Below are 17,700 nucleotides of genomic sequence, written 5' to 3' on the forward strand. Positions count from 1 at the left end.
CTTGAACGCCGATCACCCCAACCCCGTTGCGAGGACGGCCTCATGAGCACTCGCCGCATCCGGCCTTGACGTCTCCGGCCCGCACCGGCACACGGATACGACCGAGGCGCATCCGGCCCGGGTGTATGACGTATTTCTCGGTGGCAGGGACAACCACCCCGCCGGCCGTGAGGCGGCGGCTGCCGCGCTCGCTGCCGATCCGCGCGGCTGCCTCGATGTCCGGCAGGCTCTCACTCCAGGATGTGACGGCCCTCCGGCTGTGCGCTGCACGAGGCGCGGAAGGTGCAGTGCGTGCAGTGCTGGCCGGTCGTGGGGGTGAACCGTTCGTCCAGGACCCGGCCGGCGGCCGTGGCCAGCAGGTCGGGGACCCACTCGCCAAAGAGCGGTTCCTGGGCCTGCACCTTGGGAAGGGCGTCGCCGCCCTCCTTCTTCGGGGCGGGCTGTCTCAGCTGTACGAGTTCGGCGCCGCCGGGGACGGGGCGATCGCCGTCGAAGATCTCGTCGACCGCCCCTTCCCGGACTGCCAGCTGGTACACGGCGAGCTGGGGGTGGCGGGCGACCTCGTCCTTGGTCGGGGACTGCTTGCCGGTCTTGAAGTCGACGACGTATGCCCGGCCGTCGGCGTCCCGTTCGACGCGGTCCATGGAGCCGCGGATCCGTACCTCGTACTCCCCCGCTTCGAGCGTCACGTCGAAGTCGTGCTCGCTCGCGGCGGGGGTGCGGCCGGTGCGGTCCATGACGTGCCAGCGCAGGAAGCGTTCGAGGGCGGCCCTGGCCTGTTCCTTCTCCTGCCGGGACTTCCAGGGGGCGTCGAAGACGAGGCCGTCCCAGACCGAGTCCAGCCGCTCCATCAGGACAGCCAGATCGGCGGGGGTACGTCCGGAGGCCACCTCGTCGGCGAGTACGTGGACGACGTTGCCGAAGCCCTGTGCGGCCGTCGCCGGGGCATCCGCCTTCACCTCACGGCCGAGGAACCACTGGAGCGCGCAGGTGTTGGCGAGCTGGTCGAGCGCGCTGCCGGAGAGCGAGACGGGCTGGTCCCGGTCGCGGAGCGGAACGGCGGAGCGGGTGGGCTCGTACAGACCCCACCAGCGGTAGGGATGGGCCGCCGGTACGAGCGGCTGGCCCTCGTCGTCGGTGAGCGCGGCGAGGCGGGCGAGGCGGTGGGCGGCCTCCTCGCGCAGGGCGTCCGAGGCGTCGGGGTCGACGGTGGTGGCGCGGAGTTCGGCGACGAGCGCGGCGACGGCGAGCGGTCGGCGTGGCCGGCCGGTGACGTCGCGCGGTTCGACGCCGAGCTCGGTGAGGAAGCGCGACGGCTGGTCGCCGTCGTCGGCGGGCGCCTTGACCGCGGTGACGACGAGACGTTCGCGGGCGCGGGTCGCAGCGACGTAGAAGAGGCGGCGTTCCTCGGCGAGGAGGGCGCCGGGGGTGAGCGGTTCGGCCAGGCCGTCGCGGCCGATCCGGTCCGCTTCGAGGAGCGAACCGCGGCGGCGCAGGTCCGGCCAGAGCCCCTCCTGCACCCCTGCGACGACGACGAGGCGCCACTCCAGGCCCTTGGACCTGTGCGCGGTCATCAGCCGTACGGCGTCGGGGCGCACCGCGCGCCTGGAGAGGGTGTCGGCGGCGATGTCCTGGGCGTCGACCTCCTCCAGGAAGTTGAGCGCGCCACGCCCGCCGGTGCGTTCCTCGGCGCGGGCCGCGGTGTCGAAGAGCGCACAGACGGCGTCGAGGTCGCGATCGGCGTTGCGGCCGCCCGCACCGCCGCGCAGCGCGGCACGCTCCAGCCGCCCCGGCCACGGGGTGCCGGCCCACAGCTCCCACAGGGCTTCTTCCGCGGTACCGCCGCCTTCGAGAAGCTCGCGCGCCTTGCGCAGGAGCGCGCCGAGGCGCTGGGCGCCGCGGGCGTACGCCGGATCATGTGCGACGAGCCGTTCGGGCTCGGCGAGAGCGCGGGCCAGCAGGTCGCCGGAGGGCGCCGGCACGCGATTGCCGGCGGCCCGCTCCTCGTCGCGCAGGGCCCGGCCGAGCCGGCGCAGGTCGGCCGCGTCCATGGAGCCGAGGGGGGAGGTGAGGAGGGTCAGGGCCGTCTCGGTGTCCAGCCAGGAGGGCGCTTCGGGGGCGGATTCCCGGCCGGGAGCCTTGACGGGGACCTGGCCGGGAGCCTGGTCGGGCTCCCGGCCAGGAGGAGCCGGGACCTCCGCCTCCGCACCCTCCGAGGCCGGGGCCTCCGCGCCCTCTCGGACCTCCGAGTCGGGAGTCTCCACACCCTCCGAGGCCGGGGCCTCCGTCTCCGCGCCCTCTCGGACCTCCGAGTCGGGAGTCTCCACACCCTCCGAGGCCGGGGCCTCCGTCTCCGCACCCGGCGCACCCCGGCGCAGCGCCGCTGTCGCAACCGCGCGGAGGGCCGTCAGTAGCGGGGCCACCGCCGGCTCATGGCGCAGGGGGAGGTCGTCGCCGTCGACCTCCACGGGGACGCCCGCCGAGGTCAGGGCCCGGCGCACCGAGGGGATCGTGCGGCCTCCGGCCCGTACGAGCACCGCCATCTCGTTCCACGGGACGCCGTCCTCCAGATGTGCTCGGCGCAGCAGATCGGCGATGTTGTCGAGCTCGGCGGAGGCGGTCGGGTAGGTGTACGTCTCCACGCTGCCGCCCTCGCGGACCGCGGCGAGCTCCCGGTGGGCGCGGACCTTCGCCGAGGGCAGCCGGGTCAGCGGCATCCGACGGGTGAGCAGCCGGGTGGCGGCCAGCAGTTGTCCGCCGGAGCGGCGCGAGGTCGTGAGGACGCCGACCGGTGCCGTGGCGCCGTCCGCCCGCCGGAACATCTCCGGGAAGTCGAGGATGCCGTTCACATCGGCCCCCCGGAACGCATAGATCGACTGGTCGGGGTCGCCGAAGGCGATCAGGTTCCGGCCGCCCCCGGCCCCCGGGGCGCTCCCCCGGTTGCCGGCCAGTGCATGCAGCAGCCGCACCTGCGCCGGGTCCGTGTCCTGGTACTCGTCCACGAATACCGCGTCGTACTGCCCGGCCAGCAGCGCCGACACCTCGGGGCGCTCCGCGAGCAGCACGGCCCGGTGCACCAGCTCCGCGTAGTCCAGCACCCCCTGTGCGTCCAGCACATCCAGGTACTCGGCGAGGAACTCGGCGGCGGCGCCCCAGTCCGGGCGGCCGGTGCGACGGGCGAAGTCGGTCAGCGCGTCCGGGCCCAGGCCCAGCTCACGGCTGCGGGCGAGCACCGCCCGTACCTCGTCGGCGAAACCGCGCGTGGTCAGACAGGCCCGCAGCTCGTCAGGCCAGCGGATGTGCGCGAAGCCGTCCTGTTCCAGTTCGAGCTGGCCGGCGAGCAGCTCGCGGACGGTGACGTCCTGCTCCGGTCCGGAGAGCAGCCGCATCGGTTCGGCGAAGAGGTCGGCGTCCTGATGGGCGCGGACCAGTGCGTAACAGAAGGAGTGGAACGTGGTGGCCTGCGGACCGCGGGCGGCACCGAGCCGGGCGGCCATCCGGTCGCGCAGCTCCACGGCGGCCTTGCGGCTGAAGGTGAGGACCAGGATGCGGGCCGGGTCGCAGCCCCGTGCGACACGTGCGGCGACCGCCTCGACGAGTGTGGTCGTCTTGCCGGTGCCCGGTCCGGCGAGCACCAGGAGCGGGCCTCCGGGGTGATCAACCACTGCACGTTGCGCCGCGTCCAGGAGAGGGGGATTCACGGAGCCCGGCGGGGTGCGCACCAGTCGGTACGCGCCCGCGGTCCTCTGCCGTGCCTGACGGTGCGGACTGTGCCGGGTGAAGGAGGAGGAGCTCACGTGGATCGCCGGTCCTGGTGGGTGTACTGGTGCTGAGGGTGCGGTGCGTGCCGCGAACTGTCGACGCTACGCCAGCGGGGGTGCGGTCCGGGGCGAGTCCGCTGCGTGCCTCGTCACGTTCCGTGTCACGGGGGCCGTCGCGTATCGCTTCGTGTTCCACATCACGCGCCGGGCCCGGCGCTGCCCGTTGCGCCCCCGAATGGCCGAAGCTGTCAGATGTGAGCACCTCCGCCCTTGTCCCTGTCCGCGTCCGCGCCCACACCGCCGGTGACGCCGTCCCACCGCGCCCGCTTCATGTCGAGTCGCGGCAGATGGCCCTCCGCGCTGCGAGACGCCTCGCGCAGCGGGGTGCTCTCCTCGCGGTAGTGGTCCAGCGCCCGCAGTTCGTGGCCGGGCAGCAGCGCTCCGTCTGCGCGCACCACGCGCCACCACGGCACCGCGGCCCCGTACAGCGCCATGACCCGGCCGACCTGGCGTGGGCCGCCGTCGCCCAGCCACTCGGCGACATCTCCGTACGTCATGACACGGCCGGGCGGAATCAGCTCGGCGACATCGAGCACCCGCTCCGCGTACTCCGGCAACTCGTCGATCGTCCGGTCGCCGCTCGTCCCGTCGCCGCTCGTCCGGTATTGGCTCATCCGGCCCATCCTGCCGTACGCCACCGACAGCCCGGCCCGATCCGTGTGCGCCCTTTCACGGGGCGTGCGTGCGGGAGCAAAGGAGCGTATCTTGCGCTTCGCGTGTCCGCGCAGTGCACCCTGATGCCCTCCTCTGTCGCCGGGCCGTGCCACCATCGTGCGGGCGGTGACCGGTGATACGAGAACACGAAGACCAATCAGAGGCGACGAAGGAGCAGGGCGTGCAGCCACCGAAGGCGGCGAACGCCCCCGACGCCGAGCCGTACCCGGACGCTTCGGACGGACCCGCCGGGAAGCCCGCTGCGGAGCAGGAGAAGTCCGGTGCGGAGCAGGGGGAGGTCCCCGGGCACCTGGTCGGCTCGACGCTCTCGTCCGCCGCGGCGGAACAGGCCGAGCGCGTCTCGGGAGACGAGCCGCTGCTCCCCGCCCGGGTGCACCGCCCCTCCGATCTCATGCGGCTCCTCATCGGGGTCCTGGCGATCGTCATCCTGTTGTCGATCGCCGCGTTCGCCCACGGCACGACCACCGGTCTCGAACAGGACATCAACAAGGGAACCGGCCAGGCGCCCGACATCCTGATCAAGATCGCCGGTCTGGTCTCCAGCATCGCCGTGCTGCTCGTTCCGGTCGCGTTCGCCATCGAGCGGCTGATCAAACGCGACGGACTGCGGATCGCGGACGGCGTGCTCGCCGCCGTACTGGCGCACGGCGTCACGCTCGCCGCCGACCTCTGGGTGGCGAAGTCCGCCCCCGGCACCATTCAGGACGCCCTGACCCAGCCGCAGCCCGGTGACGCGCTCACCGATCCCGTACACGGCTATCTCGCCCCCGTGATCGCCTATATGACGGCGGTCGGGATGGCGAGACGGCCGCGCTGGCGGGTCGTGCTGTGGGTGGTGCTGCTGCTCGACGCGTTCGCCATGCTGGTCGGCGGCTATACGACCCCGTTCTCGATCATCCTCACCGTGCTGATCGGCTGGACCGTGGCATACGGCACGCTGTACGCGGTCGGCTCGCCGAACGTACGGCCGACCGGTCAGCATCTGATGGCCGGTCTGCGCCGTGTCGGCTTCCGTCCGGTCACCGCGATGCGCGCCGAGGACGCACCCGACTCCGGCGATCAGAACGACCGCGGGCGCCGCTATCTGGTCACCCTGGAGGACGGGCCGCCACTCGATGTGACGGTCGTCGACCGCGAGCAACAGGCCCAGGGCTTCTTCTACCGGGTGTGGCGCAGGCTCACCCTGCGCGGCATCACCCAGCGCCGCTCCATCCAGTCGCTGCGTCAGGCTCTGGAGCAGGAGGCGCTGCTCGCGTACGCGGCGATCGCCGCCGGGGCGAACGCACCCAAGCTGATCGCCACCTCCGAGCTCGGGCCCGACGCCGTGATGCTGGTGTACGAGCACATCGGCGGCCGTTCCCTGGATGCGCTGGAGGACTCCGAGGTCAGCGACGAGCTGGTGCGCGGTGCCTGGCGCCAGGTGAAGGCGCTCCAGTCGCGGCGGATCGCGCACCGCAGGCTCACCGGCGACGCCATCCTGGCCGATCGTTCCGGCAAGGTGTTCGTCACCGATCTGCGCGGCGGCGAGATCGCGGCCGGTGATCTGGTCCTGCGGATGGATGTCGCTCAGCTGCTGACCACCACGGGTCTGCGGGTGGGCGCCGAGCGGGCCGTCGCCGGTGCTCTGGAGGTGCTCGGCCCCGATGCCGTCGCGGACTGTCTTCCGCTGTTGCAGCCGATCGCGCTGAGCCGCTCCACCCGGGCGGCCCTGCGCCGGCTCGCCCGGGAACGCTCGCAGCGCGAGCGCGAGGCGGTGCTCGATGCGTCGGACGCGGCCAAGCGTGCCAGGGCGCTCGAACACGGGGCGGCTCAGGAGACCTCCACCGCCGGTCCGGTGCCGGACCACAAGGCCGCCCGCAAGTCGCTGCGCAACCAGAAGCAGGCCGAGAAGCGGGCCATGGACGACGCGCTGGAAGAGGCGCGCGAGGAGGATCTGCTCTCCCAGATGCGGCAGCAGGTGCTGCTGATCCGGCCGCAGGCACCGGTCGAACCGGTCCGGCTGGAGCGCATCAAGGCGCGCACCCTGGTCAGCTGCATCGCCGGCGCCATCGCCGCGTACTTCCTCATCTCGCAGTTCACCCAGGCCGACTTCGGTGCGGTCGTCGAGCAGGCGGAGTGGGGCTGGGTGGCGGCCGCGGTCGGCTTCTCGGCCCTCAGCTATGTCGCGGCGGCGATGAGCCTGCTGGGCTTCGTGCCGGAGCGGGTTCCCTTCGGCAAGACCGTGCTGGCACAGGTCGCCGGGTCCTTCGTGAAGATCGTCGCCCCGGCCGCGGTCGGCGGTGTGGCGCTGAACACCCGCTTCCTGCAGCGCGCCGGGGTGCGTCCGGGTCTCGCCGTGGCGAGTGTCGGCGCCTCGCAGCTGTTCGGTCTCGGCTGCCACATTCTGCTGCTGGCGGCGTTCGGCTATCTGACCGGCACCGAGAGGACCCCGTCTTCGCTGACTCCTTCCAGGACCGTGATCGCCGGGCTGCTGACGGTCGCGGTGCTGGTGCTGGTGGTGACGGCGGTTCCGTTCCTGCGGAAGTTCGTGGTGACGCGGGTGCGGTCGCTGTTCGCCGGAGTCGTGCCGCGCATGCTCGACGTGGTGCAGCGGCCGCAGAAGCTGCTGACGGGCATCGGCGGAATGCTGCTGCTGACCGGCCTGTTCGTGATGTGTCTGGACGCGTCGGTCCGGGCGTTCAGCGGCCCGGATGTGCCGCATCTCAGTTACGCGAGCATCGCGGTGGTCTTCCTGGCCGGTAACGCGCTGGGGTCGGCGGCGCCCACACCGGGCGGAATGGGCGCGGTCGAGGGCGCGCTGACGCTGGGGCTGATCGCGGTCGGCCTGCCGAAGGAGGTCGCGGCACCGGCCGTTCTGCTGTACCGACTGCTGACGCTGTGGCTGCCGGTGCTTCCCGGCTGGCTCTGCTTCAACCATCTGACCCGCAAGGGCGAGCTCTGACCCGCAGGGGCGAGCTGACGGTTCCTCATCCGTAGCACGCGCCTGTCCGCGAGGCCGGTCGGGCGACCTGGGAGAGCCCCGGCCACCCGCTCGGACCAGTGCCTCGTGCACGGGTCCGGTTCCCGCCGCACGATGGGGCCATGAGGACCTCTCCCGCCCTGCGTGCCGCCGCTCTCGCCGCCGCCGTCACCGTGCTCCTTCCCATCACCGCCTGCTCGGAGAGCGGCAGCAAGGACGACCCGGACGGGCCGCCGCGCTCTCCGGTTGCGGCGAATGCCGCCGAGGCGAGCAGGTCCGGCGACCTCGCAGCCCAGAAGCTGACGTGGAAGCCCTGCCCTGCCCCGTCCCCGGCGCAGGGCGGCGGAAAGGCCCCGTCGCCCCTGCCCGGTGGCGCCACCTGGGAGTGTTCCTTCATGAAGGCCCCGCTCGACTACGCGAATCCGGGCGGCGAGACGATCGAGCTGGCACTCATCAGGGCCAAGGCCAAGAATCCGGACAAGCGGATCGGCTCACTCATCTTCAACTTCGGCGGTCCCGGCGCCTCCGGTGTCGCCACGCTGCCCGCCTTCGGCACCGACTACGACAAGCTGCGCGCCGGCTACGACCTGGTCAGCTTCGACCCGCGCGGGGTCGGCCGCAGCGCGGGCGTGGAATGCGAGACCGACCGGCAGCTCGACGCCCGCTACGAGACCGACGTCACTCCGGACAGCAGCGCCGAGGTGAATGCCTTCGTCAAGGACACCAAGACGTTCGCGTTGGCCTGCAAGAAGAACTCCGGCAAGGAACTCCCCTACGTCGGCACCACCAACGCCGCCCGCGACATGGATCTGATGCGTCAGGTGCTCGGCGACAAGAAGCTGTACTACTTCGGCTTCTCGTACGGCACCGAATTGGGCGGCGTCTACGCCAATTTGTTCCCGAAGAACATCGGCAGGTCGGTGCTGGACGGGGTGGTCGACCCGACCCTGGATTCCGTGCAGTCCTCGCTCGGCCAGGCCAAGGGGTTCCAGCTCGCGCTGGACAACTTCACCAAGGACTGCGTGGACCGCGGCGCCGCCTGCAGGCTCCCCGGTTCCACCGGGAAGCAGGTCGAGCAGGGGATCTCCGGCCTTCTCACCCGGCTGGAGAAGAAGCCGATCCCGGGGATCGGGTCCCGGCAGCTGACGGAGAGCCTGGCCGTCACCGGCATCGCGGCCTCCCTCTACTCCAAGGAGACCTGGCCGTTGCTGGAGCAGGGAGTGGACGACGCCGACGGCGGGGACGGTGCGCTGCTCCTCGCCCTCGCTGACTCGCTGAACGGCCGTGAGGCCGACGGGCGCTACGACAATTCGATGGCCGCCAACGTCGCCATCAACTGCGCCGACTCCAAGCAGCGGTTCACCGCGGACCAGACCATGGCGAAGCTCCCGGAGTTCCAGTCCGCCTCACCGATCTTCGGTGACTATCTGGCCTGGGGTCTGATGACCTGCACCGGCTGGCCGGTGGCGGGCGCCTGGGAGGTCCCGGACGTCAGCGCCCCGGGAGCGGCCCCCATCCTCGTCATCGGCAACACCGGCGACCCGGCGACCCCGTACAAGGGAGCGAAGGCGATGGCCGACGCGCTGGGCAAGGGCGTCGGTGTGCAGATGACGTACGAGGGCCAGGGACACGGCGCGTACAACAGCGGCGATGCCTGTGTGCAGAAGGCCGTGGACGACTATCTGCTGAAGGGCAAGGTTCCGGCGGCCGGGACGGTCTGCAAGTAATTCACCGTCCCGGACGGCCTAGCATGGGCGCACTTTCTGTACGTCGTATGTACAGGCACATCGGGGAGGGACGTACACGTGGTCGGACACGCACGCGCCGGAGCTCTGGCGGGCGCCGCACTTCTGCTGACGGGGCTGCTCGCGGGCTGTGACGGGGGTACGGACGACAAGCCGGACGACAGGACGGACCGCAGTGCGGCGTCCTCGCCCGGCCGGCCGGCCACTCCGAGCGGGCAGCCCGGCATGCCCGAGCTGCCCGCCGCTCTCACCTCCCAGCGGCCGGACTGGAACAGCTGCAAGGCCCCCGCGGGCGGCAGCGCACCCGGTGGCGACTGGCTGTGCGCGACGGTCGAGGTGCCACTGGACTACGCGAAGCCGGACGGCGACACCATTGGGATCGCCGTGATCCGCAAGAAGGCCCGGGACGAAGGCCGGCGCCTCGGCGCGATGCTGTTCAACTTCGGCGGCCCGGGCGGTTCGGGCGTCTCGATACTGCCGCGCGCCGCCGGCTCGTACAAGAAGCTCAACGCCCGTTACGACCTGGTGAGCTTCGACCCGCGTGGGGTCGCGGGCAGCGCAGGGGTGAACTGCCGTACCGACAAGGAGGCGGAGGACGCCAACCGGAAGGTGGACATGACTCCGGACACGGCGGCGGAGGAGGTGGCGTTCATGAAGGACGGCGCGGACTTCGGCGCCGGCTGCGAGCGCCGCTCCGGCAAGGTCCTGCCGTACGTCGGTACGACGAACGCCGCCCGGGACATGGATCTGATCCGTGAGGTACTCGGCGACAAGAAGCTCACCTACTTCGGCATGTCGTACGGCACGGAGCTCGGCGGCACCTACGCGCACCTCTTCCCCAAGAACGTCGGCCGGACCGTCCTGGACGCCGTCGTCGACCCGACCGCGGACGCGATCGGGCACGCCCGCAACCAGGCGACCGGCTTCCAGCGGGCGCTGGAGAACTACCTCAAGGACCGCGGCCAGGACCCGAAGGCCGGGACGCAGCGCATCGCCCGGCTGCTGGAGCAGATCGACAAGAAGCCGCTGCCGACCACCTCGGGCCGCGAGCTCAACGAGTCGCTGGCCATCACCGGCATCGTCATGCCGCTCTACTCCAAGAGCAGCTGGCCGTATCTGACGCAGGCGCTGGACGAGGCCGAGAAGAGCGGCACCGGCAACATGCTGCTCCAGCTGGCCGACGCGTACAACGGCCGTGACGAGAAGGGGCACTACGACACCCAGAACCACTCGCAGCGCGCCATCTCCTGCGCGGACAGCAAGCTCCGGCCGACGGCGGCCGAGGCCAGGGCCATGCTGCCCGAGTTCCGGAAGCTGTCCCCGGTGTTCGGCCCGTTCCTGGCGTGGGACACGGCCGGCTGGTGTGCCGAGTGGCCGGTGAAGGGTGAGCACGACAACCCGGAGGCGAGCGCTCCGGGCGCCGGTCCGATCCTGGTGGTCGGTACGACCGGTGACCCGGCGACGCCCTACGAGGGTGCGCAGAAGATGGCGGACGAGCTGGGCAAGGGCGTCGGCATCATGCTCACCAACAAGGGTGAGGGGCACGGCGCGTACGGCGAGAGCACGTGTGTGACGTCGACCGTCAACGCGTACTTCCTCGACGGGAAGGTCCCGGCGGACGGCAGGACCTGCTCGTGACGCGGGACATGTGCATGCCGAAGGGGCCGGTCCGCAGTGCGCGGACCGGCCCCTTCGGCATGCTCAGCGTTTAGTACACCGGCTTCTCGGGCTCGATCTGGTTGACCCAGCCGATCACGCCGCCGCCCACATGCACCGCGTCGGCGAAGCCCGCCGACTTGAGGACCGCGAGGACCTCGGCACTGCGGACACCGGTCTTGCAGTGCAGGACGATGCGCTTGTCCTGCGGGAGGTCCTGGAGGGCGTTGCCCATCAGGAACTCGTTCTTCGGGATCAGCCGGGCGCCGGGGATCGAGACGATCTCGAACTCGTTCGGTTCACGGACGTCGATGATCTCGATCTTCTCGTCCGCGTCGATCCACTCCTTGAGCTGCTTGGGAGTGATCGTGGAGCCGAGCGCCGCCTCCTGGGCCTCCTCGGACACGACGCCGCAGAAGGCCTCGTAGTCGATGAGCTCGGTGACGGTCGGGTTCTCGCCGCAGACCGCGCAGTCGGGGTCCTTGCGGACCTTGACCTGGCGGTACTGCATCTCCAGGGCGTCGTAGATCATCAGCCGGCCGACCAGCGGGTCGCCGATACCGGCGAGCAGCTTGATGGCCTCCGTGACCTGGATGGAGCCGACCGAGGCGCAGAGCACCCCGAGCACGCCGCCCTCGGCGCAGGAGGGGACCATGCCCGGCGGGGGCGGCTCCGGGTAGAGGCAGCGGTAGCAGGGGCCGTGCTCGGACCAGAAGACGGACGCCTGGCCGTCGAAGCGGTAGATCGAACCCCAGATGTACGGCTTGTTCAGCAGTACGGCTGCGTCGTTGACCAGATAGCGGGTGGCGAAGTTGTCCGTGCCGTCCACGATCAGGTCGTACTGGGCGAAGATGTCCATCACGTTGTCGGCTTCGAGCCGCTCCTCGTGAAGGACCACATTCACGTACGGGTTGATGCCCAGCACCGAGTCCTTGGCGGACTCGGCCTTGGAGCGGCCGATGTCGGCCTGGCTGTGGATGATCTGGCGCTGCAGGTTCGACTCGTCGACCTCGTCGAACTCCACGATGCCGAGCGTGCCGACACCGGCGGCGGCCAGGTACATCAGGGCCGGCGAGCCGAGACCGCCGGCGCCGACACAGAGCACCTTTGCGTTCTTCAGCCGCTTCTGCCCGTCCATCCCGACATCCGGGATGATCAGGTGGCGGGAGTACCTGCGGACCTCGTCGACGGTGAGCTCAGCAGCTGGCTCGACCAGGGGTGGCAGCGACACAGGAACCTCAACAATGCAGGTGGTCGGTTTCTACGTACTTCAGCTACGTACGGTTGTTCTTGCCGTAACACTGCCACGCCCCTCCTCATTCCGAGATACCAGGTCCGATCCGCGAGACGATTTCGTCCCAGTACCTGGGCAGCGCCGCGAATGGGTCCGTTTGTCCGTGTCGACTGTCCCGGTCCGTGAAGAAGATCGTGCCCGCGCCCTGCCAGCGGGCGATGCGCATGGCCTCTTCGAGGTGGGTGCGCGGAACGCCGTGGACGAAGTGCGCGAACCGTTCCGGCGGATAGGCGGCGGTCCACTCCGCCACCTGCGACCAGCGGTAGTCGGTCCATGGTCCGGAGAAGGTGACCAGTTGGTCGGCGGCCTCGGCATAGCCCGGATGCGGATGGGTGCCCGGCCCCAGCACCAGCAGCCCGCGCTCCTCCCCGTGTTCGAGAAGCGTGGCGAGTGTGCTGGTGAGACGGCGCACCCCCGCGAGGTCGGCACGCCCTGCCGGGCACCGGGCGAGATAGAAGCCGTCGACGCGGTACCAGTCGAGAAAGGACTGCGCGTCGGCGATCAGCTCGCCGAAGGGGCGGCTGCCGAAGGCCAGATCGAGGTGACCGAGCAGCCGGCCGCCCGCCGCCCGGGCGGAGTCCTGCGGGGCCTCGCCGTGCACGGCCCGCTCCCGCGCGTTGCGGAGCCGGCCCGCGGCCTCCAGACAGTGCGGGTCGGGGCGGGCGCCGGGGCCGTTGTCGATGTTGAGGACCGCCCAGTGCAGCGGGGTGCCGGGGCGGGTGAGCTCGGCCCATTCGGTGGGGGCGAGCAGCGGATGCGCGTAACCGGGGACGCCGAAGCCGAACTGTTCGGCGCCACTGGTCCGGCGGGCGGTATCGGTGCGGGTCAGATACGGCACGCCGCCTCCATCCAGATGTCGGCGAGGGACTCCTCCAGATTGATCCGGGGGCGCCAGCCGAGCCGGTCCCTGGCGGTGCGGACGTCGGCCTGCTGCCAGGCCCCGCAGCCGTCCGGGTAGGGGGAGGGGGTCGCCGAGAGATGCTCGATGACCGACTCGGTGGAGGTGCGCGGGGCGCCGATGGGCAGCCGGGGCGGGGGCGCGTCGAGTTCGTGGAGTGCGCCCGCGTATCCGGCGACCCTGGCGAGGACGGCGGCCGCGTCCCGGAGCCGCACGGCGCGGCCGGTACCGATGTTGACGACGCCCTGCGCGGCGGAGAGCGAGGCGGCGTGCACGGCGCGCGCGACATCGCGTACGTCGACGAAGTCGCGCTGCACGCCGAGGCCGCTGAGCTTCAGCTCACCGTCTCCGGACTGCATGGCCCGGCGCATCGCCTCGGCGAGCCTGCCGAGCGGGGAACCGGCCGGGGTGCCGGGGCCGACCGGGGAGAAGACCCGCAGCACGACTGCGTCGAGGCCGGAGCCGAGGACGAGTTCGGTGGCTGCGAGCTTGCTGACGCCGTATGGACCGCCGGGGCGCGGAATTGCGTCCTCCGCGGTCGACGAGCCGGGCTGCGAGGGCCCGTACTCCGACGAGCAGCCGACCTGGACGAGACGGGCCGTACAGCCGCTGCGCCGCATTGCCTCGCAGACGGTGGCGACGGCGACGGTGTTGTGGCGGGTCAGATCGCGGGCCCCGCCGCGGGTGGCGCCCGCGCAGTTGACGACGACTCCGGGATGGACGGCGTCCAGGAAGCGGGTCAGCGCGCCGGGGCTGCCGCCGGCGAGGTCGAACCGTACGTCGGCGTCGTCGCCGCGGCCGAGCGCCGTGAGGTGCACGGCGGGGTCGGCGAGGAGGCGGTCGGCCACGAACCGGCCGAGGAATCCGTTGGCTCCGAGCAGCAGCACCCTCATCGCGCGCCCCCTCGGTGCCGACGGCGGGCTGCCGGTGCGGGGGATTGGGGGGTCATGTCCGGTGTCTCCTTGAGGAAGTGTGGTGCGGTACGGGGGAAGGACCCGCGGCGTCGGCTCCGCGGGGAGCGTGCGGGTGGTTCGTATGTGGGGGTGGAGCGGTGGTGCGGCTTCGGTCGCGCGGGTTACGCGGTGGTGCGGGTTTCGTCGCCGGGTGCGGTGTGGGCGGATGCCCGGGAGAGGGCGACAGTGGCGCTGATCAGCAGCCCGAGCGCGGCTGCGCCACAGGCGACGGCGGGTACGGCTCCGGTGCCGGCCGCCACGACAAGGGCGTCGACGGGACGGGCGAGGAAGTGCAGACCGGGCAGCCGCCCGGCCAGGACCAGGGCGGGTGCCAGCGCTTCGAGGGTGCAGGCGGCGGCGAGTCCGACGGCGGCGGGTTCCGGGAAGCCGTGCACGGTCAGCAGCCGGGCCAGCAGGAGCAGCACACCGAGCGCGGCCGCCCCGACGAAGGCGCCGCCGCCCCCGTACCCGAGATGCGCGACGTAGAGCAGCCCGGCGAGGACGCACAGGTGAAGTGCGACGGCTCCGAACAGCAGGGGGCGCACACCTGCGGCGAACTCCTCCAGTGCGCGGCTGCCGATGAGTTTGCGGTGTGCGTGTACGGAGAAGAGGTGCGCGCACCAAGCGGCCGGGGCGACGGAGAGGGCCAGCCCCAGCAGCGGTGCGGGGGTGAGCGTCCAGGGGCCTTCGGGGCCGCCGCTGAGTACCTGGTCGAGCAGCGCTTCGCCGTACAGGACATAGCCGAGGAGCCAGCAGCCGTACACATGGGCGGTGCCCGAGGACCGGCCTTCGGCGTGCAGGGGGCCGCTGCGCAGGCTGAGGGCGAGTCCGACGATGCCGACGAGCGCTCCGGTGAGGGCGATCGCGAGCCGTCCCTGGTCTCCGAGCACCCCCTCGGTAAGCCTCAGCGCGCCGGCGGTCGCGATGCAGGCCGCGCCCGGCACCAGTGCGCGGAGCGACCAGGCGGCGCGCGTCTCGGTGTCGCGCTCCGCCGCGCGGAGCGCTGTTGCGGGCTCCCCCGCCACGGCGGGTACCCGGGCGAAGAGCTCCTCGGCGAGCGAGAAGACATCGCGGTGCCGATAGCGGGCGGCGGCGCGGTCGGTGACGCCATGGGCTTCGAGCCCGGCGGCGATCTCCAGTGGATCGACGGCCCGTTCGCACAGCTCGCGATGGCGGTGCATCAGCGATTTCACGGGGTCGGCGGGACCGCGGCGCGAGGCGCTGAGCTTGCGCACCGGAGCGGCGCGCGCGATCTCGGGGGCGCGGGCAATCGCGGCTCCCTCTGCGGAGGTCTGCTCTGCGGGGACCTGCTCTGCGGTGGTGTTCTCCGTGGCCGCTTTCTCCGTGGATTTCGGTGCGGAAGCGGGCTCGGCGTCCGCGGCCGTAAGGGGGCCGGCCTCGGCCGATACGCCACCGGCCTCGACAACCCGGGAAGACTCGTTCCGAGCAGCGTCGTCCGGCACGCCCACGGGCTCGACCGCAGCTGCCGCCATCGCTGCAGGGTCCGGGTTCGACGGGCCCCACACCGGCTCCGAGATCTCGGAGACGAGGGTCTCGGAGACGAGCGCCCGCGAGCGGAGGTCCCAGCTTCCGCCGGTGGTCGGTGTGGCGGGTGCGTCGGACACCTCGGTCGGGCCGCCCATGGTGATTCCTCCGTGATCGTCGCCGACTGCGTCGGACCGTCCCGGCCCGCCGCTGCGGCCCGGCCCGGCCGTCCCCTGTTGCTGTTCACACATCGCCGCCACCCGTTCCCCGCGCTCCAGCGCAGACGGTCCTGGGATCGGCGGCCCAGCCGGGTGTGGGGTCGGCCGTGCCTGCCGGGGCGGGGCCCGAGGCCGTCCACGGGCCCTGGACGTGCGCCTCGGGAGGAGTGGCGAACGGGCGCGGTTCGCCGTCGGCGTTCACCGTGTCGGCCTCCCTGCGCACCGGAGCGTGCGAGATCAGCTCCAGGTAAATGCCGCGAAATGCCGCGAGGTTCTGCTCGACGGTGAAGAGTTCGAGCGCGCGGGCACGCGCCGCCGCTCCGAGCCGCGCGCGGCGCTCGGGGTCGCGCAGCAGGGCGAGGCAGGCGCCGGCGAGCGCCCTGGGATTACGCGGGGGCACCACGAGCCCGGTACCGCCGATGACTTCGACCACCGCGCCGACGTCCGTCGACACCGTGGCCCGTCCGCAGAACATCGCCTCGACGAGGCTGATGGGGAAGCCTTCGACAATGCTGGAGAGGACGACGACCCCGCCCGCCGCATAGGCCTCCGACAGATCCGGCACCTCGGCTCCGCCGATGTCCTCGAAGGAGACCGGGTTGTCGCCGACTGCGTGTGCGTCCGTGGCCTCGTCGGGGAACAGCTGGGCGGCGAGCGCCCGGCAGTGCGCGAGATAGGTGGCGCCTTCCGGGCCCTGCGCCGGAGCGCCGATGATCCTCAGCCGGGCGTCCGGTTCGGCCTTCCGCACCTCCGCGAAGGCGTGCAGCAGCGCGATCAGGTCCTTGGCGGGCTCGATCCGGCCGACCCAGACCAGCGTGTCGTCGGGACCGCTGTCGCCGCTCTCCCCCAGGGCCGTGAACCGGCCGGACTCCATGCCGGGGTGGACTGTGCGCAGCTTCTCGCGCTCGGCACCGCACCGTTCCTGCCAGCGGCGGGCGTGGGTGTTGCCGGGGGTGACGATCGCGGCCTGCCGGTACACCTCGGTGGCGAGCCGTCCGTGGAAGTTGGCGAGCAGGGCGCGTACCGGCGCGCTCAGGGGGGTGTCGGTCGCTGCGAGGTAGTGCGCCCGCAGTTGCACGCCGTGCTCGGTGACCAGCAGCGGTACCCCGAAGAAGCGTTTGGCCAGCAGCCCCGGCAGCGCCGCGGCACCACCGGAGGTGGCATGGCAGAGGTCGACCGCGCCGAGGCTCTCCTCGTCGTACCAGTCGAGGGAGAGCGGGCGCAGTACCCGGTCGAGCTCCTGGGCGAAGGCGAGGAAGTCGGGGACGGTGGCGGTCTGGACGGTGCGCCCGGTGCCCGGGGCGCGGCAGGCGGCTTCGAGCACGCGTACGGCGGTTTCGGAGCGGAGTGCCGCCGGGAGCCCCCCGTGTTCGCGGGCCAGTTCGGCCAGTCCGTACAGGCCGTCCGTGAACTGCGCGTCCACGACGCCGGCGGCCGTACGCCCGGTACGCCCGTCTTCGCTCCGTTCACCGAAACCCGCGCCCCCGCTCGCGCCTGCGGCATCGCCCTCGCCGCTCGTCGCACCCGCCGTGCAGACGGAGGTCGCGAGAGCCGTGAAGTACGCCGTGAAGCGCTGTCGTTCGCGCCGTCCGTACGAGCGTCCGCCCCCGCCCATGACCATCCGGGCGAGCAGCCCCTTGGAGGCGTGGGTGCCCAGGATGTCCTCGTCGGCCGTCCACAGCGGCGCCGTCCGCACCCGGCTGACCTGTGCCGGAAGCTGGACCCAGCCCTGCGCTTCCTGTTCGGCGGAGCGGCTGAGCGCGAAGAGATCGAACTCGTGCTGCGAGAGTCCGCGCACCAGACGGTCGCACCAGAGTCTGGACTCACCGGTTGCATACGGATAACCACCGTCGGTGAGGAGTCCGATCCGCACGAGCACACCCCCGATCTCCCTTGTGGTCGGCCGCCGCTGGAACGGCGACTCACAGCGGGACGACCGTAAGCGGATACGCCGGTGGCGGGGGCGGGCCTATGGGGAACGCACCCCCAAAACGGG

At 71.8% G+C, this 17,700-nt stretch carries 10 protein-coding genes and 1 pseudogene; 4 read left to right on the forward strand and 7 right to left on the reverse strand.

All coding sequences use genetic code 11. From position 1 onward, the window contains the following. Positions 1–85: 85 nt before the first annotated feature. A pseudogene (locus ACFVYE_RS26425) lies at positions 86–223 on the forward strand (SAM-dependent methyltransferase); the annotation flags it as partial. A 7-nt stretch (positions 224–230) separates the two neighbouring features. On the opposite strand, the gene ACFVYE_RS26430 reads toward ACFVYE_RS26425, so the two are convergent. Together ACFVYE_RS26430 and ACFVYE_RS26435 are read right to left on the reverse strand one after the other, a co-directional pair. Further along, a complete protein-coding gene (locus ACFVYE_RS26430; protein ID WP_389607498.1) occupies positions 231–3,797 on the reverse strand; it encodes an ATP-dependent helicase in 3,567 nt (1,188 codons plus the stop codon). A 212-nt stretch (positions 3,798–4,009) separates the two neighbouring features. Then, positions 4,010–4,435, reverse strand: coding sequence for an MGMT family protein (locus tag ACFVYE_RS26435; RefSeq protein WP_389607499.1), 426 nt, complete (start codon positions 4,433–4,435; stop codon positions 4,010–4,012). Between the two features lie 221 nt (positions 4,436–4,656). On the opposite strand from ACFVYE_RS26435, the gene ACFVYE_RS26440 reads away from it, so the two are divergent. The 3 genes from ACFVYE_RS26440 to ACFVYE_RS26450 all read left to right on the forward strand — a co-directional run bounded on the left by ACFVYE_RS26440 (position 4,657) and on the right by ACFVYE_RS26450 (position 10,838). Then, positions 4,657–7,437 (forward strand): lysylphosphatidylglycerol synthase domain-containing protein, encoded by a 2,781-nt coding sequence (locus ACFVYE_RS26440; RefSeq protein ID WP_389607500.1) that lies wholly within the window; start codon positions 4,657–4,659, stop codon positions 7,435–7,437. A gap of 140 nt (positions 7,438–7,577) precedes the next feature. Further along, positions 7,578–9,182: an alpha/beta hydrolase gene (locus ACFVYE_RS26445; protein ID WP_389607501.1), complete on the forward strand. Its 1,605-nt coding sequence runs from the start codon at positions 7,578–7,580 to the stop codon at positions 9,180–9,182. Between the two features lie 78 nt (positions 9,183–9,260). Beyond that, the gene (locus ACFVYE_RS26450; protein WP_383973472.1) at positions 9,261–10,838 is read left to right on the forward strand and encodes an alpha/beta hydrolase; all 1,578 of its coding nucleotides are present in this window, start codon (positions 9,261–9,263) and stop codon (positions 10,836–10,838) included. Between the two features lie 70 nt (positions 10,839–10,908). On the opposite strand, the gene moeZ is transcribed toward ACFVYE_RS26450, so the two are convergent. From moeZ to ACFVYE_RS26475, 5 genes are all read right to left on the reverse strand, one after another. Then, entirely contained in the window at positions 10,909–12,087 is a 1,179-nt protein-coding gene (gene moeZ, locus ACFVYE_RS26455; protein WP_114246509.1) for an adenylyltransferase/sulfurtransferase MoeZ, read from the reverse strand. Between the two features lie 85 nt (positions 12,088–12,172). Beyond that, the gene (locus tag ACFVYE_RS26460) at positions 12,173–12,988 is read right to left on the reverse strand and encodes a spherulation-specific family 4 protein (RefSeq protein ID WP_383978335.1); all 816 of its coding nucleotides are present in this window, start codon (positions 12,986–12,988) and stop codon (positions 12,173–12,175) included. Beyond that, complete coding sequence (locus ACFVYE_RS26465; RefSeq protein ID WP_327273057.1) at positions 12,976–13,941, reverse strand: NAD-dependent epimerase/dehydratase family protein; 966 nt, start codon at positions 13,939–13,941, stop codon at positions 12,976–12,978. Before ACFVYE_RS26465 ends, ACFVYE_RS26460 begins: the two co-directional genes overlap by 13 nt. A 182-nt stretch (positions 13,942–14,123) precedes the next feature. After that, positions 14,124–15,644, reverse strand: coding sequence for a hypothetical protein (locus ACFVYE_RS26470; RefSeq protein ID WP_389607502.1), 1,521 nt, complete (start codon positions 15,642–15,644; stop codon positions 14,124–14,126). Positions 15,645–15,729: 85 nt separating this feature from the next. After that, positions 15,730–17,577, reverse strand: coding sequence for a DUF3492 domain-containing protein (locus ACFVYE_RS26475; protein ID WP_389607513.1), 1,848 nt, complete (start codon positions 17,575–17,577; stop codon positions 15,730–15,732). Between the last annotated feature and the right edge of the window lie 123 nt (positions 17,578–17,700).

The sequence above is a fragment of the Streptomyces sp. NPDC058239 genome (assembly GCF_042882185.1).
GTDB lineage: Bacteria > Actinomycetota > Actinomycetes > Streptomycetales > Streptomycetaceae > Streptomyces.